The organism is Pseudomonas sp. R151218B TE3479 (genome assembly GCF_053629195.1).
Map to the genome: position 1 here is coordinate 1,370,453 of NZ_JBRJHV010000001.1, position 23,041 is coordinate 1,393,493.

Consider the following 23,041-nt stretch of genomic DNA (forward strand, 5'->3'; position numbering starts at 1 on the left):
GCTTCAGTGCTGAACCGATCCCCATCCTAAGGGACCCCGTGATGGATCTACACAACGAGTTCGAGAACAGCAAATTCTTCCACCACGCCCGTATTGATCGACGCGCCGCCGATGCCTTGGTGGGACTGGCCGCGGGGATTACGGCGGACGGTATCGTGAACACCAACTAAGCGGTTTTCCTAAAGCAATGGTTGGAAAACAACCTCGCCCATCTAAATGACCCGGTGATCAATCTGTTGTATTCGCGTCTGGCGTTCATGCTTCAGGACGATGCTCTGGACCCGGACGAGTCTCTTGAGCTGCTTAACATCCTGCGTAGCTTTTCTGGCGTGGGCATTGAGAGGTCGAAGGTCGGCGAAGCTGTTGCCATTACTCCAACGGACCTTCCCTTCAATTCCCCAGCCCCTGACTTGGTGTGGGATGGTCGAATGTTTGTATTTACAGGCGTCATGGCCTTTGGGGCACGTAAAGATTGTCAGGCACTGGTCGAGGAGCGTGGCGGTTTGATTGGTGGTGGGGTGAGTAAGAAGGTGCATTACCTGGTGGTCGGCAGCGTGGGTAATGAGCAGTGGCGCCACAGCACCTACGGAACGAAGATCATGAAGGCAGTGGAACTGCGGGAGGCGGGGGCTTCGATTGCCATTGTGGGTGAGGATCACTGGCAAAAGATGCTGTTTGGTTGAGCCGGTCCTGGCCGTTGTCTTGGGGGAAAGATTGGCGGTGGGGTTGATGGCCTCATCGCGAGCAAGCTCGCTCCCACAGGTTTTTAGGGGTGGAGGAAAAGTGAACGCCCAGAAACAACAAAGCCCTCGCATTTCTGCGAGGGCTTCGTTTTGTATGGTGCCGGCACCAGGAGTCGAACCCGGGACCTACTGATTACAAGTCAGTTGCTCTACCAACTGAGCTATACCGGCGTGTGGGCGACGATTATAGCGATTGGGTGCGTTCTGTAAACCCCTGAATTCTGACTATTTTTGCGCAGGTCCGGCTTAGGCGCGGTGCAGCAGGTTGCGCAGTTTGTTCAGGGCTCGCCAGGTGCGGCTATTTTGGATGGCGTGGAGTTGGGCTTCGGCCTGTTCGGCGCGTTGCAGGGCGGCGCTGAGTTGTTGGTCGGTGTCGTCGATGGGGTGGCTGAACTTGTGGCCTTTGCAGAGTTGGAAGCCGTCGAGGTTGCACGGTGGGATGTCGAAGGCGGGCTTGAGGGCCAGGTGTTCTTTGGCGAGGTAGTAGGTGTTGATGCCGTCGAACAGGATGGACTGGTAGCCAGCGTCGGTGACCAGGTGCTCCCAGGTCTGGTCGCGGGCCCACGGGGTTTCGATGAGGATGATCCAGGGGCGCCAGCGGCTGAAGTCCATGCCGCGCAGCACGGTTTCTTCGTGGCCTTCGACGTCGATTTTCAGGAAGTGGATGGGGCGGTCCTGGGCGTATTGCTCGCAGATGGAGGCCAGGGTGCGGGACTGGACGGTCTGGTTGCGCACGTCCATGCCGGCGTCGCGATGCTGTTGGGCGACGCTGGCTTCTACCGTGGACAGGCCCGTGTCGGCGATGGTGTAGAAGGTCAGGCTTTCGGCGTTTTCACCGGCCACGCATTGCAGGTTGGTGTCGTGGGGGCGTTGTTGACAGAGAGCGTCGTAGTAGGCCGGCACGGGTTCGATGTTGATGCCACGCCAGCCGCGGTCGTAAAACGCTCGGGTGACCGAGTCATCTGTCGGATGGTTGGCGCCGACGTCGAGGTAAAAGCCGTTTTCCACTGATTGAAGGGCGCGCCACAGGCGTATGTCTTCGAAGTTTTGTGCGTAGGAAATGAACGTCACGGCCAGTCCTTGAGTGTGTCGGCATTGTGTCAATCACGATACGTGGGGCTGTTGTATAGCACGGGCGCGGCGGGCGCAATTATTGGCGCGGGTCAGCACTGAATTCGGCGGTTATGTCGTTTTGCTTAGACGCTTATGCACAACGGGCTGGATGAGACGCAGGGCATCTTGTGATTTTGTGACCGCTTTCGCGTTTCGTCGCAAATACCTGTTTTCATGGTTTTTTATCCATATGAACAAAAAATGACCAATGCTGATTGGGTTAGAAAATCACGGATTTCTTGGATCCGAGTTTATTTCATCAACAGAGTTATCCACAGGCTGTTTCGCTTCAGTAACGCTCTGCCAGCAACAACAGATTGCGCGGCGTCAGTGGGGTTTCGCAGAAGGTGCCGAGGCGAACGTCGTAGCCTTTTTGTGTGAGGAAAAGCGCCCGGTCGAGCACCAGCCAAAGCTCCAGTGGTCGTCGGAAAAGACCTCGCAGTAACTCCAGGTTGCGTACCTCGGCCAGGCGCTGATGGCCCGCTGCTTCCAATGCGCCCCAATCAGGCGTGCCGACTGTGGATAAGTCTTTCAGGGCTGCCAGATCGGTGCAGTACTGGGCGAAGGATTTTTCCAGCCAAGCGCTGGGGAGTGACGGCGTGGGCAAGTAGTCGTTGCACCCTCTGATTTGTCGTTGCAGCAAGTCGAAGCCCAGGCGCCAGGCCATGGAGTGGTCCCGTTGTCTTCTGACGCGTGCGCCAGCGGTGACGGTTTCGGTCAGCGGCAGGCTGAGATCGTCGAGCGACAGCTGTAGGGCGGAGCCCTTGGCGGCGTCGGACAGCGCTTGATAGCGCTCGGTGTTGATGCGGTTGTAACAGCACGGTGCGACAGCCAGTTGTGCACAGCCAGCGGCGCTGGCCAGTTGCATCAAGCGCACATGCAGGTCGCCACAGGCGTGCAGGGCTACGGGGGTGTGTTCGGGGTGGAGCGCCTGGGCGGTGTCCGCTGCTAGCACGTCTTGTTGCAGGTGCGTGGCGGCCAGGTGATGGCGCTGGCTCAGTTGTTGGCCGCTGGCGACCAGTGCGGGGTCGTACTCCAGGCAAGTCAGTTGCTGTTGGTCGTGCAGCAGGCGTCGACCGAGGTGACCTTTGCCGGCACACCAATCCAGCCAGTGGGTCGGCTGGGTGGTGAAGTGCAGGCGGCTGGCGAAGGCTTCGATCTGCTGCCATTTGCGCCCGGGTACGTCGACGTTCAGGCGATGGCTTGGCGCTTCGAGTGTGCTGGCAGGCAATTCTGCGACAGCGCTCAATGCGCGGGAGATAGCGGCCAATTCCGGGAACGGCGCGGGTGCGTCTTCCATCAACCACGGCTGATGATGATCATTTTCCGCCGCTTCCAGCGAACGCTGGCGTAGCCATTTGGCCAATTCCGGGTGGGACGTTTCCCAAGGGAGCTGCAGGTGGGTGAACGGACGTGGTTTCCACAGTGCCTGGTGCGCGGTGAGAAAAACGTCCAGTGCGGTGAAGCGGGCGAGCAATGCCTCGCCCGTCAACACGCCGCTGTCAGCGCCCTTGGCAGGCATCGACGCGCAACCAGCGCTCCAACTGCTTGAAGCCTTGCACCAACAGGAAGGACATCAGCAGGTAGAACATGCCGGCCGCGAAGAAAATCTCCACCGGCAGGTAGGTCCGGGCAATGATGGTGCGGGCCATGCCGGTGAGTTCCAGCAGGGTCACGGTGCTCGCCAGGGCGCTGGCCTTGAGCATCAGGATCACTTCGTTGCTGTAGGCCGGCAGGCCGATGCGCGCAGCGCGGGGCAGCACGATGTAGAGCAATGCCTTGGGTCGCGACATGCCCAGGGCCCGTGCGGCTTCGATCTCGCCCTTTGGGATGGCCTGGATCGCGCCGCGCAGGATCTCGGCGATGTAGGCGGCGGTGTGCAGGGTCATGGTGACCGTGGCGCACCAGAACGGGTCCCGCAGGTACGGCCACAGCGCGCTGCTGCGCACGGCCTCGAACTGCGCCAGGCCGTAGTAGACCAAAAACAGCTGGACCAACAACGGCGTGCCACGGAAAAAGAAGATGTAGGCGTAGGGCAATGCCCGCACCTGCCACAGGCGCGAAGAGCGGGCGATGCCCAGCGGAATCGCCAGCAGCAGCCCGGCGATCACGGCGATGGCCACCAGCTCCAGGGTCAGTGTCGCGCCCTGGGCCAGCTTCGGCAGCCACTTGATGATGACGTCCCAGTTCATTGGGTGCTCCTGGCAAATCCACGGGCGGCGCGTCGTTCCAGCAGGTGCATGCCGATCATGGCGAGCACCGTCAGCCCCAGGTACATGAACGCTGCGACCATATAGAAGGTGAACGGTTGTTTGGACACGGTCACGCCAATCTGTGCGTGGCGCATGATTTCTTCCAGACCGATCACCGAGACCAGCGCGGTGTCCTTCATCAGGATCATGAACAGGTTACCCAGGCCCGGCAGGGCGATGCGCCACATCTGCGGCATGATCAGTCGGGTGAAGATCCGCCACCTCGACAGGCCCAGGGCGACGCCGGCTTCACGGTGGCCCTTGGGAATTGCCAGGATCGCGCCGCGAAACACTTCCGTGGCGTAGGCGCCAAAGCATAGGCCCAGGGCAATGACACCGGCGGCGAAGGCGTTGAGGGCAAGGTCAGGCATGCCCAGGTACTCGCCCAGCGCACGCATCAGGTTGACGGTACCGAAGTAGATCAACAGCACCCAGAGCAATTCCGGAATGCCACGAACCAGTGTCGAGTAAGTGCCGCCAAGCCATTGCAATGGCTTGTATGGCGAGGTCTTGGCCAAGGCGCCGAGCAGGCCGAGCACCAGCCCTAGGCACAGGGCCGAGAGTGCCAGTTTGACGGTCATCAGTGCGCCAGCGGCGAGCGCCGGGCCGAATCCGTGGAGATCGATCATCATGGGTGTGTGTTCATATCGCGGCAGGCTTTGCTAAGGGCCGGCGCTGCGGTGTGGCAGCGTCGGCCGGGTACGTCAGCATCAATAGATGTTGAACGGAAAGTACTTGTCGTTGATTTTCTTGTAGGTGCCGTCGGCGACGATTTCCTTGAGCGCGGCGTTCAGTTTGTTGCGCAACTCGTTGTCACCCTTGCGTACGGCGATGCCGATCTTGTCGCTTTCCACCACCGGGTCGCCCTTGAATTCGTAGGCGCGGCCGGCCTCGGTTTTCAGCCAGTCATAGTTGACGTATTTGTCCGCCAGGATCGCATCGACGCGGCCGGAGGTCAGGTCCAGATAAGCGTTTTCCTGCGTGTCGTAGAGCTTGGTGGTGATGTCGCTACCCAGTTCGTCTTCCAGCCAGGTGCCGGCCAGGGTCGCCCGTTGTGCGCCGATGACCTTGCCTTTGAGCGAGTCCTTATCGGTCTTGAACTCGGCGTTTTTCGGCGCGATGAACTGCAGTTTGTTGGAGTAGTACGGGTCAGTGAAGTCCACCGCCTGCTTGCGTTCCTCGGTGATCGACAGCGAGGAAATCAGGAAGTCGAACTTCTTGGCGTTCAGGGCCGGGATGATGCCGTCCCAATCGGAGGTGACCACTTCGCACTCGACTTTCATCTTGGCACACAGGGCGTCGCCGATGTCTTTATCGAACCCCACGACCTGGCCGCTGGCGTCCTTGTTGTTGAACGGCGGATAGGCCGCTTCGATGCCCATCTTCAGTTTATCGGCCGCCATGGCGTTGGCCGAGAACACCAGGCTGACGGCTGCTGCCAGGAGGAATTTCTTGTAGGTCTGCATCTGTACTGCTCCGTTAGCGGTTGCTGGACATGAATTGTTTGCAGCGCGCCGAAAGCGGGTTTTCGAAGACCTGCTGTGGCGATCCTTGCTCCTCGACCAGGCCTTGATGAAGGAACACGACTTCGCTGGAAACCTGACGGGCGAAGCCCATTTCATGGGTGACCAGCAGCATGGTGCGTCCTTCTTCGGCCAGGGCGCGGATCACACTAAGTACTTCCTGGACCATTTCCGGGTCAAGGGCGGAGGTGGGTTCGTCGAACAGAATCACCTTGGGCTGCATCGCTAGGGTGCGGGCGATGGCGGCGCGTTGCTGCTGGCCGCCCGACAGTTCGGCCGGGTAGGCGTGGCGCTTGTCGGCGATACCGACCTTGGCCAGCAGGGCTTCGGCCACTTCGACGGCTTCGGCCTTGCTCTGGCCGAGCACCCGGCGCGGGGCTTCGATGATGTTGTCGAGCACGCTCATGTGCGGCCAAAGGTTAAAGTTCTGAAACACAAAACCGATCTCGCTGCGCAGGCGGTTGATCTGTTTGCCGTCGGCGGCCACCAGTTCACCGTTTTTCGCGGCCTTGAGCTTGAGCTCTTCGCCGGCCACCAGGATCTGGCCCTGGTTGGGATTTTCCAGCAGGTTGATGCAACGCAGGAACGTGGACTTGCCGGACCCGGAGGATCCGAGGATCGAGATCACATCGCCGTCGCGGGCGGTCAGCGAGACGCCCTTGAGCACCTCCAACTGTCCGTAGCGTTTGTGCAGGTTGCGGATTTCAAGCGCGGGCGTGGCCTGGGCCATGTGCGGTCCTCATGGTGTGTGCTCCCTTGCTGTTGGCTGCCTTCCGTGGCGAGGCGGCCAAGCTAGCATGCGTCCGAATGGCAGCCAACAGCGCTTCGGCTGGTAAACCGGGGATGTGTGGCAGGTTGTCGCATCGGCACAGCAGTCTGTCGCGCCATCAACAATCGAACGGCCGTTTGAACCCTGTCTACCGGTGAAAAGCCCGGGGGAGTCGCGTAAAAAAAGGCGCGATGGTGCCAGCTTTGGGCGGGGGTTGGAAGGGTTAATCGGATGAGCGTGTCGCTGTGCTTTGAGTGGTTACTCGGTTTCCGTTCATAGCCAATAGATCTAAACCTTGCCGCGTCATCAAGATCAAAAAAGAACTCATGAGCTGTTTCCAGTACCTGGAGTCCTCGCCATGAAGCATACCCATTACTTTTTGCTGCCCTTCCTTCTGTTCGGCGCGCTGTTGTTCCCGATCATGCTCAACGCCACGAACCTGGCGCCGGTAGACAGTGCCGGCGTGCAGGTCCAGCCACAGCAACAGAACGGCATCACTTATCTGTCCGGCGGTATCGGCGAGGACGAAGCCCGGGCCATCGGGCAGGCCCATGGCTACAACCTGCACATGACCTTCGCGATCGGCCCGGAAAACAAATACGTCCCGGATGTGGACGTGACCGTGCAGAACGCATCGGGACAAACATTGCTGACGCTCAGCGCTGCGGGGCCGCTGGTTTATGTGCAACTGCCGCCGGGCAAGTACAACGTGGTGGCGACGCGCAACGGGGAGGCGCGACGCGACACTGCTGAGGTAGGCAGCGAGGCCGCGCGCAACCTGGTGTTCCATTGGAACAGTGACGAATAGCGACCAGCTTATTCGCTGGCGGGTGCTTCCATCGACTGGCGATAACGGTCCAATGCTTCGCTGAAGTCCTTGATGAACTCCGGTGTGCTGAGCCAGCGCTGGGCGGTCTCGCGGTCCATGTCATCGACCCACATGCGATAGTCCACCAGCATGTCGGCGGCCAGGTTGGTCGCCGCCATGCTTTCGTTTTCAGCGTTTTTCAAGTCGAGCAGGCCTGGGCGTTCGACGATCATCTCGCTCAGGGATGTAAGCAGCGTATCGAGCATTTCACTGCGGCTGACGGCCTCGGCTTCGCGCAGCTTGGCGAACAGTTCCAGCACGTAGACCGGTGGCTGCGCGGTGGCGTGGGCCGGATCGCCATACATCGGGATCGATTTGCGCCCGGTCATGCGGATTTGCTTGGCTTTGTCTTTGGCGCGCTTGGCGCGTTTTTGCTGTTTGTTCAGTGAGGCCATTGGGCTTCGGTTTCCAATTCGTTAGGGGGCGGTGCCCGGCTCAGTCGATTTTCGGCACGGTAAAGCGGAATTCGCTGCCCTGGCCTGGCTGGCTTTCGGCATGCAGTTTACCGCCATGGGCCTGGACAATCCCCTTGGAAATGTACAACCCCAGCCCGGTACCGTTCGGGTTGCCCTCCTTGCTCGTCCAGTAGCGCTCGAAAACATGAGGCAACTGCTCTGGCGTAATTCCTTCACCGGTGTCGCGGACGCTGAACACGATCTCGTTCCCGACGGACATTGCACTGATGCCCACGGAGCCTTGCTGCGGCGTGAACTTGATGGCGTTGCCGATCAGGTTGGACAGCACCTGGAACAGCCGCTCGGGGTCGGCATTGATCCTCAGGTTAGGTTCGGCATTGAAGGAGATGTCGATGGCCTTGGCAGCCGCCAGCGGCGTCAGTAGCGAGCAGGCGTCCTCGAAGATCTGGCTGACGTCCATCGGCTGGGGATTGATGGTGTAGCGCCCGGCGTCGATGCGCGAGGTATCGAGCAGGTCCTCCAGCAGGGCATTCATGCGGCTGGTAGCCTGTTGCATGGTGTCGATGGCTGAGGCGATACGCTTGGAACTGTGGGAACCGTCGGAGCTGAAGGCCTTTTGCATCATGCCGCAGAGCATGGAAATGACCGTCATCGGGTTGCGCAGGTCATGAGACACCACGGCCACCAGTTCATCGCGGGCCTGCACGGCCAGGCGCTCCTTGCGCACCTGGCGGGCCAGGTCGTTTTCCAAGGCCGAGCGCCGCAAGTCGTTGGCGGCGAACAGATCGCCATGGGTCCATTTGGTACTGATGCCGGCCATTTCGACTTTCCAGATCTCGAAAGACGTCCGGGGCCGCAGGCGCAGACCGGTCTCGCTGCTTTCCAGGTCCAGGGGTTTCTGTGGGTCGCCGCTCCATTGGAGGGTTTGCTTGACCTCGGGGCGGAACCACAGCACGCCGTTTTCCACAGGCTTGGGCAAGTGGATCGCCAGCACGCCGCTCGCCACGTCCTGATACGCCTGGGCCGCAGGGAACACGCTGCTCAGGTTGTAGTGAGAGAACACCGGCTTGCCGGTTTCCAGGATCCATTTGTGCAGCTCGCGGATCTGCTCCGGTTCCGGGCACTGGCCATGACGGTGCAGTTTGTTGTCCTCGAGAATCGCGACGCCACTGGCGCCGGTCAGGTCCATGAGGCGTTGCGGCTCTTGGGACAGGCCATCGAAGACGTTGTCGTTGGACTCGGCCATCACCGCGGCGAGGACCTCGAGGTCTTCCAGTTTGGCGTCCCGTTGCCGAGTCAGTTCGAGGGCTTGCATGGCGCTGATCTGCAATGACAGCACCTGGCCAATGGTCTGGCAGGCCATGCGCATTTCATGGGGCACCAGCAGCGGCTGGCGATTGCCGCAACTGATCAGCCCCCACAAGCGTTCGCCCTCCATCAACGAGATGCTCATGGACGACAGCACACCCATGTTTTTCATGTATTGGCGGTGGATCGGCGAGACGCTGCGCAGTGTGGCAAAACTCAGGTCCAGCGGCGCCTGGGTGTCGGGGCGCAATTGCGGAACCAGCGGCACTGGCGTGTAGTCGGCGTTGGGGATGATCCGCAGCCAGTTGATGCGATACAGCTCGCGGGCCTGTTCGGGAATATCCGACGCCGGGAAAAACAGGCCCTTGTAGAGCTCCATCGACGGTGCGCTGGCCTCGGCAATCACTTGGCCGTGGCCTTCTTCCTCGAAGCGATAGATCAGCACCCGGTCGTAACCGGTCATGGCCTGGATTTCCCTCACACTGATTTCGTACAGGGCCTGGAGGGTTTTCGCACTTTGCAGGCGTTGCAGCATGCGGCCCATGTTGGCCTCGCCGCTGACCCCTTCGGGGCGATAGTCGCTCAGGTGCTGTTCCAATTCGACGATCAGGGCGCCCTGATGGCGATGCACCAGGGCGTCGAAGCGTTGCTGGTTCACGACAATGGCCACGGGCACGTTGTCGCTTTCCGGGGCGGCGCGGCAGGCGATGAGGATCGCCTCGGCCTGTTCCAGCCCCAACAGGGTGTCGAGTGTCTGGCCCAGCAGCCTGTGGGGATCCTGCGCCATCAATTGCAACACGTTGGCGCTGACCTGACGGATCACGAAATCGGGCTCGGACAGCATCAGCAACACGCCATGAGGCTGAATGGTCCCGGGAAAGCGAATCGGTTCGTCTGCACAATTGGCCAGCAGTTCTTCGAAGGCTTCCTGGTTTTCCGGGGTCATGACAATACCTTTTGGCTGTCCAGCCAGTGTTCAAAATGGGAGAACGTCGCCTTTGCGGCGCGTGTGACTTCGAACACCTGGGCCTCGCCAAGGTTCCTGTCGTCCAGGTATTGGAGGAAATCCTTCCAGCGCCGGCCGGTGAGTTCGCCATACACGTTGAGGAAGGCTGCTCCGCTAGAGGCGTCAAGCCCCAGCTTCTCGGCCACCCTGCGCCGCAGGATCTGCCCTCCGAGCGTTGCACCTTCCAGCACATAGGACACGCCGAGTGCGGCGGCACGGGAGTCGATCAGCGGCAATGCCTGGCAGGTGGGCAGCGCTTCGATAGCGGCTTCTTCCAGGCCCAGTGCCGTGAGATCCGCCCGCAGCACCGGAAGTTTGATCCGTAGGGATTGGTCCAGCCCGGTCGGCGTCAGTGCAAATACATGAAGACGTTGCTCCAACGGTTGATAGAAACCGTAGTAGGCCGCCATCAGGCGCCGATACAGATCGAAGTCCAGCTGTTCGGAGAAAAACGGCAGGCGTTTTTCCAAGGCGATGTGCAGTTCAGCGGTTTCGGTCCGCAATGCCTGGATCAGAGAAGGGTAGGGTGCGGCCGATGACATGCAGGATAGAGTTCTTTGACTGGAGCGTTGCTGAAAGAAACGCATAAATCTTACATGGGTTTTTGGGGATGCAGTCATCGGGTATCGGCCCTCATTTCCTCAACTCGCTGCGCCTACGTGCTGCCCCCCAAGTCGCGCTCGTTCGCGATCCAGTTCATTGCACAGCTCTTCTTCCGAGGGGAGTACCAGCTTGTATTGACTGGCGAACAATTGCTCATTGCCCTGCAATACGGAGTAACGCACCACCGATTCGTCTTTCTGGGCGCACAGAATGATGCCAACGGTGGGTTTGTCATCGGGGCCGCGCTTGAGGTCGTCGTAGAGGCGCACATACATATCCATCTGCCCGATGTCCTGATGGCTCAGCTCGCCACGCTTCAGGTCGACGATTACAAAACACTTGAGCAGATAGTTGTAGAAGACCAGGTCGAGGTAGAAGTCTTTGCTTTCGGTACTGATGCGTTGCTGGCGGGCGATGAAGGCGAAGCCCTTGCCCAACTCAAGCAGGAATCCCTGTAATTGGTCAATCAGGGCCTGTTCCAGTTCTGTTTCCAGAAGAGTGCCGGCATTGGGCAGCCCGAGAAACTCCAGCACCACCGGATCCCTGACGATATCCCTGGGGCCGAGGTCCAGTTCCTTGAGATTGACGAGGGCCTCCTGTTCCACCGCCGGCCTGTCGCGGCTGGCCAGCAGGCGTTCGTATATAGAAGGTGCCGATCTGGCGTTCCAGGGCGCGGGTGGACCAGTTTTGGATGGCCACTTCGTTCATGTACCAATGTCGGGCGTTGTCGTTTTCTACACGCAAAAGCGTGCGGTAATGGGTCCAGTTCAATTCGGTACGCACTGCGTTCCAAATCGGGAACTTCTGATAAAAGTCTCGCATGTGTCGCAGGTTGCGTTCATCAAACCCCTTCCCAAACCGCCCCGTCAGCACTTTCGCCAGTGACGGCAGCAGACGTTTTCCATAAGCCGCCCGTTCGGCGCCTCCTTGTTCGAACTCAATGATATGCCGCCCGATCTGCCAGCACGTTTGCACCTGCAGGGTATCGACGGCGCGCAAGACCTTCTGGCGTGCCTGCTGGATCAATTGGCCGAGTTCACTGATCAGTGGCGCGAGCTGCGGGTCGTCTTGAGGTGAAATTGAAGTCATCGATGTGTCCAGCCATTGAGAGGGGGCGGACCCAAAGCATGCTCCAGAGGAAGTTTTGATGATGCAGGACCGGGCTGATTGGCCCGGAAGAAAAAAAGCTGATTCATGCAGGACGGATTTGACGCCGCCCTATGGCGATTGACCCAGGCTTGTAGGAGCTATCCCTGAGGGTTGTCGTCCACCGCAAGCGCCTTCGTCACAAAAGCGCTTGGCGGCATGACGGTCAGATCGAGCCTTGGGCCAGCGCCTGGGACGCAGCCACATAATCGGCCTGGAATGGCTTGCTTTCCACCCAGTCCAGCGCGGTCTGCTCATCCACGCCCGTGGTCAGGCGGCGGTATTCGATCAATGCGGTAATGATGAAGTCGGTCGCTTCTTCCTCACCTTCCTGTTCCAGCACCAGCGCCAGCAGGGGGTGGGCCAGGAACGCTTCGCACATCGCCTTCTGGCTGACCTTTTCGGCGGCGCTCATGAGTTGGAACAGCTCCGTCAGGTCCACGGTTTCCAGATCGATGCGCTCGTCGTTCGGGTCCAGGAAATCGTTCGGCGCAGCAGCACGCCGAGTGCGGTTCTGCTTGGCTTTCGCCTTGGCGCGCTGGCTGCGCTTGTGCTGTTTGTTCGCCGATGACATGGTCGGATTCCTGATGGATAAGGCCATCTATCCTACAGCTTCAACGCGGACGCTTCGAATCTCAATCCACGACGAAGAGCGTAGCCCCCGATGTGGTGGAGGATCGATGAGGCTCGGCCTGGTCGGCCACCTGATAGCTCATGCCGGGCTTGAGCAAAAATTGCCGACCGTCTTCGAGTTCGGTATTGAGCTCGCCCTTGAGGCAAAACAGGATGTGGCCCTTGGTGCACCAATGGTCGGCCAGATACCCGGCGGTGTATTCCACCATCCGTACCCGAATATTCTCGAATTGCCGCGTGCGCCAATAGGCGGTTCCGGTGATGCCTTGGTGCTCGGTAGGTTCGATGGTTGACCAATCGGTCGTGCCGAAGGGGATGCCGGTGATGTCCATGTCGACTCGCTTGCCAGAGGGGAGCGGACGAATGTAGCTGAGTCGACAAGACGGAGGAAGGAAATGCCGGGCAATAAAAAACCCCGATCAATTGCTTGATCGAGGTTTTCGGTATTTGGTGCCCAGAGACGGAATCGAACCGCCGACACGGGGATTTTCAATCCCCTGCTCTACCGACTGAGCTATCTGGGCAACGGGGCGCATTAAACGGGTTTTTCAGGGGGGCGTCAAGCAAGTTTTCAAAAAATATTTAACTATTACCGTCGCTTACGATCCGCCCCCGCTCTGAACAGCTTATTCGGATGGCGGTACGTAGCCTTCGGCCTTGGCGTAATCTTCGCCGGAAAAGTACTTGTCCATCTCGCCCTGAAGGTATTTGCGATCTTCGGCGTTCATCATGTTCAGGCGTTTTTCATTGATCAGCAGGGTCTGGTGTTTCTGCCAGTCGGCCCAGGCCTTGGCCGAAACATTGTCATAGATGTCCTGGCCCTTGGCACCCGGGAACGGTGCACGTTCCAGGCCTTCCAGTTGTTCTTTGTACTTGCGGCACATGATGGTGCGGGTCATTGCAACTCTCCTGCGTTCATTACGGCGGCCGCGCGTTCGAGCAAGGTTTTGACCGGAGCGGCAAGGCCCAGGCGCGGCGGGGTGGCGAGGTTATACCAGAGCCAGTCGGCCTCGGCCACGTGATGGCCGGTTTCCCGGACCCGGACCAGCCAGGGTTCGATCGCCAACTGGAAGTGGCTGAAGGTATGCACCAGGCCTGGCATTTCGTGTTGGCTGCCCAGTTCCAGCGAATGTTGCAGGGCCAGGTGTTGCAGGTCGTCGAGGTCGTCGAGTTCCGGCAGGCTCCACAGCCCGCCCCATAGCCCGGTGGAAGGGCGACGGTAAAGCAGGATCGCGCCCTCGTGGTTGGCCAGCATCGGCATCAAGGTGCGCTTTTTCGGCACCTCTTTACGAGGCTTGGGAATCGGGTAGCGGGTTTCCAGGCCCAGCATGTGGGCCTCGCAGCCCTGTTTCAGTGGGCAGAGCAGGCAACTGGGCTTGCTGCGGGTACAGAGTGTCGCGCCCAGGTCCATCATCGCCTGGGTGTAGGCGTTGACCCGGTCTTGCGGCGTGAAGCGCTCGGCGGTGGCCCATAGCTGTTTCGCCACCTTGGGTTCGCCCGGGTAGCCTTCCTGGGCGGTGAAGCGCGCCAGTACTCGCTTGACGTTGCCATCGAGGATCGGCGCCCGCAGGCCCATGCTGATGCTGGCGATGGCGCCGGCGGTGGACAGGCCGATTCCCGGCAACTCGGTGAGCTTTTCCACGTCTCGGGGGAATTCGCCGCCGTACTGCTCGACGACGATTTTCGCGGTTTTCTGCAAGTTGCGCGCACGGGTGTAATAGCCCAGCCCGGTCCACAGGTGCAGCACTTCGTCCTCCGGCGCGGCGGCCAGGGCTTGAACGGTGGGCAGCGAGGCCATGAACCGGTCGAAGTAGTTGAGCACGGTACTGACCTGGGTCTGCTGCAACATGATTTCCGAGACCCACACCCGATAAGGGGTGATGTCTTGCTGCCAAGGCAAATCGTGGCGCCCGTGGCGGTCGAACCAGTCCAATACGGCGGTGGAAAACTGCTCGGCTCTCATCGTTTGAACAGCCCCTTGAGTGCATCTTTCAGTTCGGGGCTGACCTTGTCACCGAGCTTTTCATCGATCTTGTCGCCGAGGCGGTCACCGGCCAGTTTCGCCGCGACCTTGCCCAGCCCGTCGTTGTCCAGGCGGCAGGCCTTCGCCCCCAGCTCCAGGGGACCGCGGCAGCGCAATGGCCATTCGACGTCGACGTAGCGTTCGTTGACCTGGCAGGCCGGGTCGGGCATGTCGCTCTTGTCGCCTTCGACGATGACGCCGACGCGGTAATCCATGCCCAGCACCCGCAGGTCTACATCGCCGTTGCCGTTGACGGTCATGCCAGGGATGCGGACTTTCAGGTCCGGGTTGTGAGCAACGCCGTTGTTGAAGGTGAGGTTGCCGTTGAGTTGCTGGAACGGCGTGTCCTTGCCCCGGGGTTCGCCGCTGAGGGACTTGCGATTGAGGGTGGCGATGCCTTTGCACAATTGCTGTTCGAGGTTGGCATTGAGCAGCACACCATCGTTGATGACGAACCCGGCGTTGCCGTTGAGGCTGTCGATCAGGGCCTTCTGGCTATTACCGGTGGCGGTGATCGCACTGTTGACGGTGACCAGGCCTTTGACCGGCGGATTCTTGCCCTGGCTTTCGATGATCTTCTCGGCAGGGACCCGGTTGATACGGGTTTGCAGGCTCAACAGTGGGGTAGGGCGGCGCACATCCAGGGTGCCCTTGGTTTCGAAGTTGCCGCTGTACAAATCGCCCCGCAGGTTTTCCAAGGTCAGCAGGCCGCCCAGGCCGGTGGCCTTGAACGCGGCGTTCTGGATCGGCAGTTTATCCAGGGTCAGTTGCCCGAAGGTCAGGTCGGCATCGAGGTCCAGCTTGCTCAGGCGCTCCACCGGAAACAGCCGATCGTTGCTCCAGGCGCCCTGGGTCGGAGCGCTTGGCAGCGGTGAGTTGCCGACACCGGCCATGGCACTGGCTTCGGTGTTGCTGACTTCGGCCTCACGGGCCGCCTTGGAACTGTCGGCCTCGGCGGATTTGGGCGGCAGGTAGCGGTCGACGTTGAACGTGTCGGCCTTGAGCTGCACGCGCAGGGCCTGCTTGGCAAAGTCTTCCACGGCGATACGACCGCTGAAGTTGCTGTCATCGAGCTTCAGGTTGATGTCGTTGAATTCGACGCTGGTCGGCGTGCCGGCAATGCGGCTGGCCAGCTCGACCTTGCTCAGGCTGCCTTCGGCCATGGCCGGCAGTGTCTGGCCGACGCTGTCGACGAATTTCGCCAGGTCGAACTGGGCAATCGATAGGCCGCCGTTCAATTGTGGGGTCTTGTCGAGGTCGTTGACCTTCAGCTCGCCCAACGCGCGCAGTTGGTTGAGGGACAACTTGATGCCGGTCCATTCGGCGACGTTGGCTGCCTTGTCCAGGAACAGCTGGCCTTGGGCCGCGAAGTTCAGTGACTTGCCCTGCAAGGGGTCGCCGGTGGCTTCGCCGGACAGTTTCAGGTCTTCGAACTTGTAGCGTTGCAGGGCGCGCTCGAAGCGCAGTTCACCCGTTACTTCGGTGCGTACCCGTACGGCCGGCTGGTTGCTGGACAGGAAAGCGGTCAGGGTGACCGGGATGTTGGTGGAGTCGTGGACCGGACCGGTGCTCAGTTGGATGCTCTCGGCGGTGTACAGCTTGCCGGTCTGCTCGTCGGTGTATTCGACCCGGGCGTTGTTCACGGTCAGGCTATCGATGTCCAGGCGGGTCGGCTGGGCAGGTTTTTCCGTCGGGGTGTTGGCGGGCGGTGCCGGTTGCTCGGCTGGCGCCGGGGTGTTCGCCGTCGTCGCGGAGGCTGGCGCCTTGCCGATGTCTTCCCAGTTACCATGGCCGTTCTTGTCACGGTTGAGCCGCAGGTTCAGGCCTTCGACGCGCACATCGCTCATCTGCACTTCCCGGCGCAGCAATGGGAGCACCCGGACCGAAAGACCGAGCATCTGCAGGTCGGCGAAAGGTTGGGTCGGACTGGCCAGGGTCGCGACGCTGGCATCGTGCAATTCCAGACCCAGCCATGGAAACAGGCTCCAGCCGATATCCCCATTGAGGGTCAGCTCGATGTGGGCCTTGTCGCGGGCTATCTGGCGGATCTCTTCCTTATAGTCGTTGGGATCGAACAGGTGGGTCAGGGCAAAGCCCAGGGCCACGATGATCAGCAACAGCCCGAGAAGTACCAGACCCAGGATTTTGCCGAACGCTTTCATGGGCGAATCCTTGTAGGTTGAGTTCAAAATTTAGCCTGGGAGTATAACGCTGTGGATTGCCGGTGCGTTGGGCGATCGCTTTTCGATCCTTCGCCGCCCGCCAGGCGATGGCTGTCCCGGTGCTCTGGCTTGCAGGCGCACGCCGGGGCTCGGTGTGCAGGCGTTGCTGAAAAATAAACCGTTCGCCCCCTACAGAAAGCGAACAATAGTGCGATAAGACAGATGACACGAAAAAGGTGATATCACTTTGATTCTTCTGTCACGATCAAATGGTAATCTTTATCCGTTCGTCCGCCCTTCTGCGACTTGATGTCGCACACTATGGAGCTTCACCGGAAAATACAGCCATGCCTGCGTGCAATGAAGGCTGAGGGTGACGCGTGGCTGACGGACCATTCCAATAACTGGGGGATACACAATGAGCACGAGCATCACGGCGGGCGGCGTCGCCGACCAGCCTGCGTTCCTCTCCAAGGAACGCATCATCGCCAAGCCCGGTTTCAACCGGTGGCTGGTTCCACCGGCCGCACTGGCCATTCACCTGTGCATCGGCATGGCCTACGGCTTCTCGGTGTTCTGGTTGCCACTGTCCAAAGCCTTGGGTGTCACCAAGCCTGTGGCCTGTGCGCCGGATATGAGTTTCATCTCGCAAGTCTTTTCGTCCCAATGTGACTGGCCGATCTCGATGCTCGGCTGGATCTACACCCTGTTCTTCATCTTCCTGGGTTGCTCGGCAGCCATCTGGGGTGGCTGGCTGGAACACGCCGGGCCACGCAAGGCCGGCGTTGTATCGGCCTTGTGCTGGTGCGGTGGCCTGCTGATTTCCGCATTGGGTATCTATACCCATCAGATCTGGCTGATGTGGGTCGGTTCCGGGGTGATCGGTGGTATCGGCCTGGGTCTGGGCTACATCTCCCCGGTGTCGACCCTGATCAAGTGGTTCCCGGACAAGCGCGGCATGGCGACCGGCATGGCGATCATGGGTTTCGGCGGTGGTGCGATGGTCGGTGCTCCACTGGCCGCAGCGCTGATGAACCATTTCGCTTCGCCGACGGGCGTGGGCGTATGGCAGAGCTTCCTGGTCATGGCTGCAATCTACTTCGTGTTCATGATCGGTGGCGCCTTGTCGTACCGCGTTCCGCCGACCGGCTGGAAGCCTGAAGGCTGGACCCCGGCACCGAAGAAAGCTGCGAACGCGATGATCACCCATCGCCACGTTCACGTGAGTGTGGCCTGGAAAACCCCGCAGTTCCGCCTGGTATGGTTGGTGCTGTGCCTGAACGTATCCGCCGGTATCGGCATCCTGGGCATGGCTTCGCCACTGTTGCAGGAAGTGTTCGGTGGCAAGCTGCTCGGCAATGACCTGCCGTTCGGTCAACTGGACGCCGTGCAACTGGGCCAGATCGCGGCCATCGCGGCCGGCTTCACCGGTCTGTTGAGCTTGTTCAACATTGGTGGCCGTTTCTTCTGGGCATCCTTCTCGGATTACCTGGGTCGTAAAAATACCTATTTCGTGTTCTTCGCCCTGGGCTTTGCCCTGTACGCGCTGATCCCGAACCTGGGTCACCTGGGCAGCGTCGCGCTGTTCGTGGCGGCGTTCTGCATCATCCTGTCGATGTACGGCGGCGGTTTCGCCACCGTGCCGGCCTACCTGGCGGACCTGTTCGGTACGCAAATGGTCGGTGCGATCCACGGTCGCCTGCTGACCGCCTGGGCTGCGGCGGGCGTGCTGGGTCCGGTGTTGGTGAACTACCTGCGTGAGTATCAACTGAGCATCGGCGTTGAACGTGCCGCGGCCTATGACATCACCTTGTACATCCTCGCCGGCCTGCTGGTGCTGGGCTTCCTGTGCAACCTGATGGTCCGTCCTGTCGCCGACAAGTACTTCATGACCGACGCCGAACTGGCCGCCGAACAGGCGCTGGGCCACGACAAGGGTGCCGACAGCACCACGTCGCTGGAGTGGAAAGCCGCGCCGGGCACCAAGCCCCTGGCAATCGCCGCCTGGCTGGTGGTGGGCATTCCGTTGGCGTGGGGTGTGTGGGTAACCCTGCAGAAGACGGCGGTGTTGTTCCGCTAAGACCGTTGCCCTGACCAACAGGACAGGGCAACCCTTGTGGGAGCGAGCTTGCTCGCGATGGGGGCGTGTCAGTCGACATCATTGTCTGCTGACCCACCGCCATCGCGAGCAAGCTCGCTCCCACAGTCGTTTTGGGTGATGGCAAAGGCTTGTATGGACATGTCTATCACCGACAGCCCGGGATTCAGCCCGTCAGTGATGTCACCTCTTGTGTTTCTGTTTGCCGCTCGCGCCCCTATAATGGCTGCCTTTTTCGCCCAATGATTTTGCGGAGCTGGTGATGGCCGAACGTAAGGCGTCTGTCGAGCGCGACACTCTGGAAACCCAGATCAAAGCCTCGATCAACCTGGATGGCACCGGAAAGGCCCGGTTTGATATCGGTGTACCTTTTCTTGAGCACATGCTGGACCAGATCGCCCGTCACGGGCTGATCGACCTGGACATCGTCAGCAAGGGCGACCTGCATATCGACGACCACCATACGGTGGAAGACGTGGGTATCACCTTGGGCCAGGCCTTTACCAAGGCCATCGGCGACAAGAAGGGCATCCGCCGCTACGGCCATGCCTACGTGCCGCTCGATGAAGCGCTGTCGCGGGTGGTCATCGACTTCTCCGGCCGCCCGGGCCTGCAGATGCACGTGCCGTACACCCGTGCCACCGTCGGCGGTTTCGACGTCGACCTGTTCCAGGAATTCTTCCAGGGCTTCGTCAACCACGCCAACGTGACCCTGCACATCGACAACCTGCGCGGGCACAACACCCACCACCAGATCGAAACCGTGTTCAAGGCGTTCGGCCGCGCGCTGCGCATGGCCGTCGAGCTCGATGACCGCATGGCCGGCCAGATGCCTTCCACCAAGGGCGTCCTGTAATGCAGACGGTCGCGGTTATCGACTACGGCATGGGCAACCTGCACTCGGTGGCCAAGGCCCTCGAGCACGTGGGCGCCGGCAAGGTGCTGATCACCAGCGATGCCGACGTGATTCGCGAAGCCGACCGGGTGGTGTTCCCCGGCGTCGGCGCGATTCGTGATTGCATGGCCGAGATTCGTCGCCTGGGCTTCGACAACCTGGTGCACGAAGTCAGCCAGGATCGTCCGTTCCTCGGCATTTGCGTGGGCATGCAGGCCTTGCTCGATCGCAGCGAAGAGAACGACGGTGTCGACTGCATCTCGCTGTTCCCGGGCCAGGTGAAGTTCTTCGGCAAGGGCCTGCACGAAGACGGCGAGCACTTGAAGGTTCCGCACATGGGCTGGAACGAAGTGAAGCAGACGGTGGATCACCCGCTGTGGCACAACATTCCGGACCTGGCGCGCTTCTACTTCGTGCACAGCTACTACATCGCCGCCGGCAATGCGCGGCAGGTGGTGGGCAGCGGTCACTATGGCGTCGATTTCGCCGCGGCCCTGGCCGATGGTTCGCGCTTCGCCGTGCAGTTCCACCCGGAGAAGAGTCATACCCATGGCCTGCAACTGTTGCAGAACTTCGCGGCGTGGGACGGGCGCTGGTAATGGCCCGCAAGAAACCGCCGATCCTCACCCTCACGCCCGAGCAGGAGAGTGAAGCGAACCGCAAGATCCAGCGGTTCATGGAGGAGCGTTTCGAACTGGACCTGGGTTCGTTCGAAGCGGCGGAAATTCTTGACCTGTTTACCTGCGAAATTGCGCCGCACTATTACAACAGAGCGATTTTCGATGTGCAGACGCACCTTAAAGAAAGGTTCGAAAGCATTGAAAGCGACTTGTGGGCGCTCGAGAAAAATTGATTTTCGAGCCAAGCTGAATATTCGTATTTGAAGGTTTGCCAGATGCTGATTATCCCCGCTATCGATCTCAAGGACGGCGCTTGCGTACGTCTGCGTCAGGGCCGCATGGAAGACTCCACGGTGTTTTCCGATGACCCGGTGAGCATGGCCGCCAGGTGGGTGGAGGGCGGCTGCCGTCGCCTGCATCTGGTCGACCTCAATGGCGCCTTCGAAGGGCAGCCGGTCAATGGCGAGGTGGTCACGGCCATTGCCAAGCGCTACCCGAACCTGCCGATCCAGATCGGCGGCGGTATTCGCTCGCTGGAAACCATCGAGCACTACGTCAAGGCCGGTGTGAGCTACGTGATCATCGGCACCAAGGCCGTCAAGGACCCTGGATTCGTCGCCGAAGCCTGCCGCGCGTTTCCGGGCAAGGTCATCGTTGGCCTCGACGCCAAGGACGGCTTTGTCGCCACCGACGGCTGGGCTGAAGTCAGCACCGTGCAGGTGATCGACCTGGCCAAGCGTTTCGAAGCCGACGGCGTGTCTGCCATCGTCTACACCGACATCGCCAAAGACGGCATGATGCAGGGCTGCAATGTTCCGTTCACCGCCGCCCTGGCTGCCGCCACCAAGATTCCGGTGATCGCCTCCGGTGGCATCCACAACCTGGGTGACATCAAGGCACTGCTCGACGCCAAGGCGCCGGGTATCATCGGTGCGATCACCGGTCGCGCGATCTACGAAGGCACCCTGGACGTCGCCGAGGCCCAGGCCTTCTGCGATTCCTACAAAGGCTGAGGACTCACCATGGCGCTGGCCAAACGCATTATCCCTTGCCTGGACGTGGACAACGGCCGGGTGGTCAAGGGTGTGAAGTTCGAGAACATCCGTGATGCCGGCGACCCGGTGGAAATCGCCCGTCGCTACGACGAACAGGGTGCGGACGAGATTACCTTCCTCGACATCACGGCCAGCGTCGATGGCCGCGATACCACGCTGCATACCGTTGAGCGCATGGCCAGCCAGGTGTTCATCCCGCTGACCGTGGGCGGTGGCGTGCGCACCGTGCAGGACATCCGCAACCTGCTCAATGCCGGAGCGGACAAAGTGTCGATCAACACTGCGGCGGTATTCAACCCGGAATTCGTCGGCGAAGCGGCCCAGCACTTCGGCTCGCAGTGCATCGTCGTGGCCATCGATGCCAAGAAAGTCTCCGGCCCGGGTGAAACCCCGCGCTGGGAAATCTTCACCCACGGCGGTCGCAAGCCCACGGGCCTGGACGCCGTCGAGTGGGCGAAGAAGATGGAAGGCCTGGGCGCCGGTGAAATCCTGCTGACCAGCATGGACCAGGACGGCATGAAAAACGGTTTCGACCTCGGGGTCACCCGCGCCATCAGCGATGCCCTGGGCATTCCGGTGATCGCGTCCGGCGGCGTCGGCAACCTGCAACACCTGGCCGACGGCATCCTGGAAGGCCACGCCAGTGCGGTGCTGGCGGCGAGCATTTTCCACTTTGGCGAATACACCGTGCCGGAAGCCAAGGCCTATATGGCTCATCGCGGTATCTGCATTCGCTGACTGCTGGACACCATGGCGGGCCCAAGGCACTCTTGGGCACACCATGGATTGCGGTAGCCCGACATGCTCAAACGCCTCGTTCTTGCCTTTGCCGGTGCCACGTTGCTGCTCGCAGGTACTGTCCGCGCTGCTGATACATCGCTGGTGTTGCTGACGGAAAACTTCCCCCCGTACAACATGGCCAAGAACGGCAAGAACTTCGCCCAGGACGAGAACATCCATGGCATTGCCGTGGACATCGTCCGCGAGATATTCAAGCGCGCCGATATCTCCTACAGCCTGACGCTACGTTTCCCCTGGGAGCGCATCTACAAACTCGCCCTGGAAAATCCGGGTTACGGTGTGTTTGTCATGGCGCGGTTGCCGGAGCGTGAAAAGCTTTTCAAATGGGTCGGACCCATCGGTCCGGACGACTGGATCATGCTCGCCAAGGCCGACAGCAAGATCGCTCTCGACTCGCTGGAGCAGGCGCGTCAATACAAGATCGGTGCCTACAAGGGTGATGCAATTGCCGAGACGTTGGCCAAGCAGGGACTGAAGCCGGTTGTCGTATTGCGCGACCAGGACAACGCCAGGAAGCTGGTCAACGGCCAGATCGATCTGTGGGCCACCGGGGACCCGGCCGGGCGTTACCTGGCGCGTCAGGAAGGGGTGACCGATCTCAAGACCGTGCTGCGCTTCAACAGTGCCGAGCTGTACCTGGCCTTGAACAAGGACGTGCCCGACGACGTAGTCGCCCGGCTTCAGGCTGCCTTGGATGAGCTACGCAAGGAAGGGGCGGTGGACGCGATCATGGCGCGGTATCTCTGACCGCTGGAACAAACCTGTGGGAGCGAGCTTGCTCGCGAAAGCGGTGGGTCAGCTTGTAGAGATGTTGAATGTGTCGCCGTCATCGCGAGCAAGCTCGCTCCCACAGGGGGTCTGCTGTGAACGCCAATCTTGTGCCCGATGCAAAAGCGTTGTGGGAGCGAGCTTGCTCGCGAAAGCGGTGGGTCAGCTTGTAGAGATGTTGAATGTGTCGCCGTCATCGCGAGCAAGCTCGCTCCCACAGGGGATCTGCTGTGAACGCC

General features: G+C 60.5%; 23 protein-coding genes, 2 tRNA genes and 2 pseudogenes. 10 read left to right on the forward strand and 17 right to left on the reverse strand.

Translation table 11 applies throughout. The features are described from left to right. Nucleotides 1-41: 41 nt before the first annotated feature. Nucleotides 42-683: pseudogene (locus tag AB7M32_RS06155) on the forward strand (BRCT domain-containing protein). A 155-nt stretch (nt 684-838) separates the two neighbouring features. On the opposite strand, the gene AB7M32_RS06160 reads toward AB7M32_RS06155, so the two are convergent. The 7 genes from AB7M32_RS06160 to AB7M32_RS06190 all read right to left on the reverse strand — a co-directional run bounded on the left by AB7M32_RS06160 (nt 839) and on the right by AB7M32_RS06190 (nt 6,361). Then, nucleotides 839-914 (reverse strand) — tRNA-Thr (locus tag AB7M32_RS06160). A 75-nt stretch (nt 915-989) separates the two neighbouring features. After that, complete coding sequence (locus AB7M32_RS06165; protein WP_454249387.1) at nt 990-1,814, reverse strand: FkbM family methyltransferase; 825 nt, start codon at nt 1,812-1,814, stop codon at nt 990-992. A gap of 331 nt (nt 1,815-2,145) precedes the next feature. Continuing rightward, nucleotides 2,146-3,378, reverse strand: a complete 1,233-nt coding sequence (locus AB7M32_RS06170) for a methyltransferase (protein WP_454249388.1) — start codon at nt 3,376-3,378, stop codon at nt 2,146-2,148. Continuing rightward, nucleotides 3,359-4,048, reverse strand: a complete 690-nt coding sequence (locus tag AB7M32_RS06175) for an ABC transporter permease (protein ID WP_454249389.1) — start codon at nt 4,046-4,048, stop codon at nt 3,359-3,361. Before AB7M32_RS06175 ends, AB7M32_RS06170 begins: the two co-directional genes overlap by 20 nt. Beyond that, the gene (locus tag AB7M32_RS06180; RefSeq protein ID WP_454249390.1) at nt 4,045-4,740 is read right to left on the reverse strand and encodes an ABC transporter permease; all 696 of its coding nucleotides are present in this window, start codon (nt 4,738-4,740) and stop codon (nt 4,045-4,047) included. Before AB7M32_RS06180 ends, AB7M32_RS06175 begins: the two co-directional genes overlap by 4 nt. Before the next feature lie 78 nt (nt 4,741-4,818). Then, on the reverse strand, nt 4,819-5,574 hold the full coding sequence (locus tag AB7M32_RS06185) for an ABC transporter substrate-binding protein (protein ID WP_454249391.1): 756 nt from the start codon (nt 5,572-5,574) through the stop codon (nt 4,819-4,821). Nucleotides 5,575-5,587: 13 nt separating this feature from the next. After that, a complete protein-coding gene (locus AB7M32_RS06190; protein ID WP_014336086.1) occupies nt 5,588-6,361 on the reverse strand; it encodes an ABC transporter ATP-binding protein in 774 nt (257 codons plus the stop codon). Between the two features lie 397 nt (nt 6,362-6,758). Here AB7M32_RS06190 and AB7M32_RS06195 point away from each other — a divergent pair, with 397 nt between their 5' ends. Then, the gene (locus AB7M32_RS06195) at nt 6,759-7,208 is read left to right on the forward strand and encodes a carboxypeptidase regulatory-like domain-containing protein (protein ID WP_454249392.1); all 450 of its coding nucleotides are present in this window, start codon (nt 6,759-6,761) and stop codon (nt 7,206-7,208) included. A gap of 8 nt (nt 7,209-7,216) precedes the next feature. Here the strand turns inward: AB7M32_RS06195 and AB7M32_RS06200 are convergent, their stop codons facing one another. The 4 genes and pseudogenes from AB7M32_RS06200 to AB7M32_RS06215 all read right to left on the reverse strand — a co-directional run bounded on the left by AB7M32_RS06200 (nt 7,217) and on the right by AB7M32_RS06215 (nt 11,600). Next, complete coding sequence (locus AB7M32_RS06200) at nt 7,217-7,663, reverse strand: hypothetical protein (protein WP_454249393.1); 447 nt, start codon at nt 7,661-7,663, stop codon at nt 7,217-7,219. A gap of 40 nt (nt 7,664-7,703) precedes the next feature. Next, nucleotides 7,704-9,938: an ATP-binding protein gene (locus AB7M32_RS06205; protein WP_454249394.1), complete on the reverse strand. Its 2,235-nt coding sequence runs from the start codon at nt 9,936-9,938 to the stop codon at nt 7,704-7,706. Continuing rightward, entirely contained in the window at nt 9,935-10,540 is a 606-nt protein-coding gene (locus AB7M32_RS06210) for a biliverdin-producing heme oxygenase (protein ID WP_454249395.1), read from the reverse strand. The genes AB7M32_RS06205 and AB7M32_RS06210 overlap by 4 nt, the downstream gene beginning before the upstream one ends. A gap of 99 nt (nt 10,541-10,639) precedes the next feature. Further along, nucleotides 10,640-11,600, reverse strand: a pseudogene (locus AB7M32_RS06215) (PDDEXK nuclease domain-containing protein). Between AB7M32_RS06215 and AB7M32_RS06220 the strand changes: the two are divergent. Further along, nucleotides 11,529-11,678 carry a hypothetical protein gene (locus tag AB7M32_RS06220; protein WP_454252212.1) on the forward strand — a complete coding sequence of 50 codons (150 nt, stop codon included), beginning with the start codon at nt 11,529-11,531 and terminating at the stop codon, nt 11,676-11,678. The pseudogene AB7M32_RS06215 and the gene AB7M32_RS06220 sit on opposite strands and share 72 nt — an antisense overlap. Before the next feature lie 235 nt (nt 11,679-11,913). On the opposite strand, the gene AB7M32_RS06225 is transcribed toward AB7M32_RS06220, so the two are convergent. The 6 genes from AB7M32_RS06225 to AB7M32_RS06250 all read right to left on the reverse strand — a co-directional run bounded on the left by AB7M32_RS06225 (nt 11,914) and on the right by AB7M32_RS06250 (nt 16,565). Further along, nucleotides 11,914-12,321, reverse strand: a complete 408-nt coding sequence (locus AB7M32_RS06225) for a hypothetical protein (protein ID WP_063323372.1) — start codon at nt 12,319-12,321, stop codon at nt 11,914-11,916. A 61-nt stretch (nt 12,322-12,382) separates the two neighbouring features. Continuing rightward, nucleotides 12,383-12,712, reverse strand: a complete 330-nt coding sequence (locus tag AB7M32_RS06230; protein ID WP_454249396.1) for a DHCW motif cupin fold protein — start codon at nt 12,710-12,712, stop codon at nt 12,383-12,385. Between the two features lie 116 nt (nt 12,713-12,828). Continuing rightward, nucleotides 12,829-12,904 (reverse strand) — tRNA-Phe (locus tag AB7M32_RS06235). Between the two features lie 102 nt (nt 12,905-13,006). Then, a complete protein-coding gene (locus AB7M32_RS06240) occupies nt 13,007-13,279 on the reverse strand; it encodes an oxidative damage protection protein (RefSeq protein ID WP_060739617.1) in 273 nt (90 codons plus the stop codon). Continuing rightward, nucleotides 13,276-14,343, reverse strand: coding sequence for an A/G-specific adenine glycosylase (gene mutY / locus AB7M32_RS06245; RefSeq protein WP_072409095.1), 1,068 nt, complete (start codon nt 14,341-14,343; stop codon nt 13,276-13,278). Before mutY ends, AB7M32_RS06240 begins: the two co-directional genes overlap by 4 nt. After that, on the reverse strand, nt 14,340-16,565 hold the full coding sequence (locus AB7M32_RS06250; protein WP_454249397.1) for an AsmA family protein: 2,226 nt from the start codon (nt 16,563-16,565) through the stop codon (nt 14,340-14,342). Before AB7M32_RS06250 ends, mutY begins: the two co-directional genes overlap by 4 nt. A 418-nt stretch (nt 16,566-16,983) precedes the next feature. On the opposite strand from AB7M32_RS06250, the gene AB7M32_RS06255 reads away from it, so the two are divergent. From AB7M32_RS06255 to AB7M32_RS06285, 7 genes are all read left to right on the forward strand, one after another. Further along, nucleotides 16,984-18,645 carry an OFA family MFS transporter gene (locus AB7M32_RS06255; RefSeq protein ID WP_072409091.1) on the forward strand — a complete coding sequence of 554 codons (1,662 nt, stop codon included), beginning with the start codon at nt 16,984-16,986 and terminating at the stop codon, nt 18,643-18,645. Between the two features lie 280 nt (nt 18,646-18,925). Then, complete coding sequence (gene hisB / locus AB7M32_RS06260; protein WP_003186751.1) at nt 18,926-19,519, forward strand: imidazoleglycerol-phosphate dehydratase HisB; 594 nt, start codon at nt 18,926-18,928, stop codon at nt 19,517-19,519. Then, nucleotides 19,519-20,157 (forward strand): imidazole glycerol phosphate synthase subunit HisH, encoded by a 639-nt coding sequence (gene hisH / locus AB7M32_RS06265; protein ID WP_454249398.1) that lies wholly within the window; start codon nt 19,519-19,521, stop codon nt 20,155-20,157. The genes hisB and hisH overlap by 1 nt, the downstream gene beginning before the upstream one ends. Next, complete coding sequence (locus AB7M32_RS06270) at nt 20,157-20,411, forward strand: DUF2164 domain-containing protein (protein ID WP_454249399.1); 255 nt, start codon at nt 20,157-20,159, stop codon at nt 20,409-20,411. The genes hisH and AB7M32_RS06270 overlap by 1 nt, the downstream gene beginning before the upstream one ends. Before the next feature lie 42 nt (nt 20,412-20,453). Next, nucleotides 20,454-21,191 (forward strand): 1-(5-phosphoribosyl)-5-[(5-phosphoribosylamino)methylideneamino]imidazole-4-carboxamide isomerase, encoded by a 738-nt coding sequence (hisA, locus tag AB7M32_RS06275; protein WP_454249400.1) that lies wholly within the window; start codon nt 20,454-20,456, stop codon nt 21,189-21,191. A 9-nt stretch (nt 21,192-21,200) separates the two neighbouring features. Further along, nucleotides 21,201-21,971 (forward strand): imidazole glycerol phosphate synthase subunit HisF, encoded by a 771-nt coding sequence (gene hisF, locus AB7M32_RS06280; protein ID WP_003196830.1) that lies wholly within the window; start codon nt 21,201-21,203, stop codon nt 21,969-21,971. A gap of 63 nt (nt 21,972-22,034) precedes the next feature. Further along, on the forward strand, nt 22,035-22,781 hold the full coding sequence (locus tag AB7M32_RS06285; protein WP_454249401.1) for a substrate-binding periplasmic protein: 747 nt from the start codon (nt 22,035-22,037) through the stop codon (nt 22,779-22,781). The last annotated feature ends 260 nt before the right edge of the window (nt 22,782-23,041 follow it).

What these genes read in the sequence shown, in the direction of transcription:
- AB7M32_RS06270 (WP_454249399.1), top strand. Translation starts at nt 20,157, where the DNA reads ATGGCCCGCAAGAAACCGCCGATCCTCACCCTCACGCCCGAGCAGGAG.
- mutY (WP_072409095.1), bottom strand. Translation starts at nt 14,343, where the DNA reads ATGAGAGCCGAGCAGTTTTCCACCGCCGTATTGGACTGGTTCGACCGC.
- AB7M32_RS06175 (WP_454249389.1), bottom strand. Translation starts at nt 4,048, where the DNA reads ATGAACTGGGACGTCATCATCAAGTGGCTGCCGAAGCTGGCCCAGGGC.
- AB7M32_RS06180 (WP_454249390.1), bottom strand. Translation starts at nt 4,740, where the DNA reads ATGATGATCGATCTCCACGGATTCGGCCCGGCGCTCGCCGCTGGCGCA.
- AB7M32_RS06185 (WP_454249391.1), bottom strand. Translation starts at nt 5,574, where the DNA reads ATGCAGACCTACAAGAAATTCCTCCTGGCAGCAGCCGTCAGCCTGGTG.
- AB7M32_RS06250 (WP_454249397.1), bottom strand. Translation starts at nt 16,565, where the DNA reads ATGAAAGCGTTCGGCAAAATCCTGGGTCTGGTACTTCTCGGGCTGTTG.
- AB7M32_RS06255 (WP_072409091.1), top strand. Translation starts at nt 16,984, where the DNA reads ATGAGCACGAGCATCACGGCGGGCGGCGTCGCCGACCAGCCTGCGTTC.
- AB7M32_RS06170 (WP_454249388.1), bottom strand. Translation starts at nt 3,378, where the DNA reads ATGCCTGCCAAGGGCGCTGACAGCGGCGTGTTGACGGGCGAGGCATTG.
- AB7M32_RS06230 (WP_454249396.1), bottom strand. Translation starts at nt 12,712, where the DNA reads ATGGACATCACCGGCATCCCCTTCGGCACGACCGATTGGTCAACCATC.
- hisH (WP_454249398.1), top strand. Translation starts at nt 19,519, where the DNA reads ATGCAGACGGTCGCGGTTATCGACTACGGCATGGGCAACCTGCACTCG.
- AB7M32_RS06210 (WP_454249395.1), bottom strand. Translation starts at nt 10,540, where the DNA reads ATGTCATCGGCCGCACCCTACCCTTCTCTGATCCAGGCATTGCGGACC.
- AB7M32_RS06205 (WP_454249394.1), bottom strand. Translation starts at nt 9,938, where the DNA reads ATGACCCCGGAAAACCAGGAAGCCTTCGAAGAACTGCTGGCCAATTGT.
- AB7M32_RS06285 (WP_454249401.1), top strand. Translation starts at nt 22,035, where the DNA reads ATGCTCAAACGCCTCGTTCTTGCCTTTGCCGGTGCCACGTTGCTGCTC.
- hisF (WP_003196830.1), top strand. Translation starts at nt 21,201, where the DNA reads ATGGCGCTGGCCAAACGCATTATCCCTTGCCTGGACGTGGACAACGGC.
- AB7M32_RS06200 (WP_454249393.1), bottom strand. Translation starts at nt 7,663, where the DNA reads ATGGCCTCACTGAACAAACAGCAAAAACGCGCCAAGCGCGCCAAAGAC.
- AB7M32_RS06240 (WP_060739617.1), bottom strand. Translation starts at nt 13,279, where the DNA reads ATGACCCGCACCATCATGTGCCGCAAGTACAAAGAACAACTGGAAGGC.
- AB7M32_RS06190 (WP_014336086.1), bottom strand. Translation starts at nt 6,361, where the DNA reads ATGGCCCAGGCCACGCCCGCGCTTGAAATCCGCAACCTGCACAAACGC.
- hisA (WP_454249400.1), top strand. Translation starts at nt 20,454, where the DNA reads ATGCTGATTATCCCCGCTATCGATCTCAAGGACGGCGCTTGCGTACGT.
- hisB (WP_003186751.1), top strand. Translation starts at nt 18,926, where the DNA reads ATGGCCGAACGTAAGGCGTCTGTCGAGCGCGACACTCTGGAAACCCAG.
- AB7M32_RS06195 (WP_454249392.1), top strand. Translation starts at nt 6,759, where the DNA reads ATGAAGCATACCCATTACTTTTTGCTGCCCTTCCTTCTGTTCGGCGCG.
- AB7M32_RS06225 (WP_063323372.1), bottom strand. Translation starts at nt 12,321, where the DNA reads ATGTCATCGGCGAACAAACAGCACAAGCGCAGCCAGCGCGCCAAGGCG.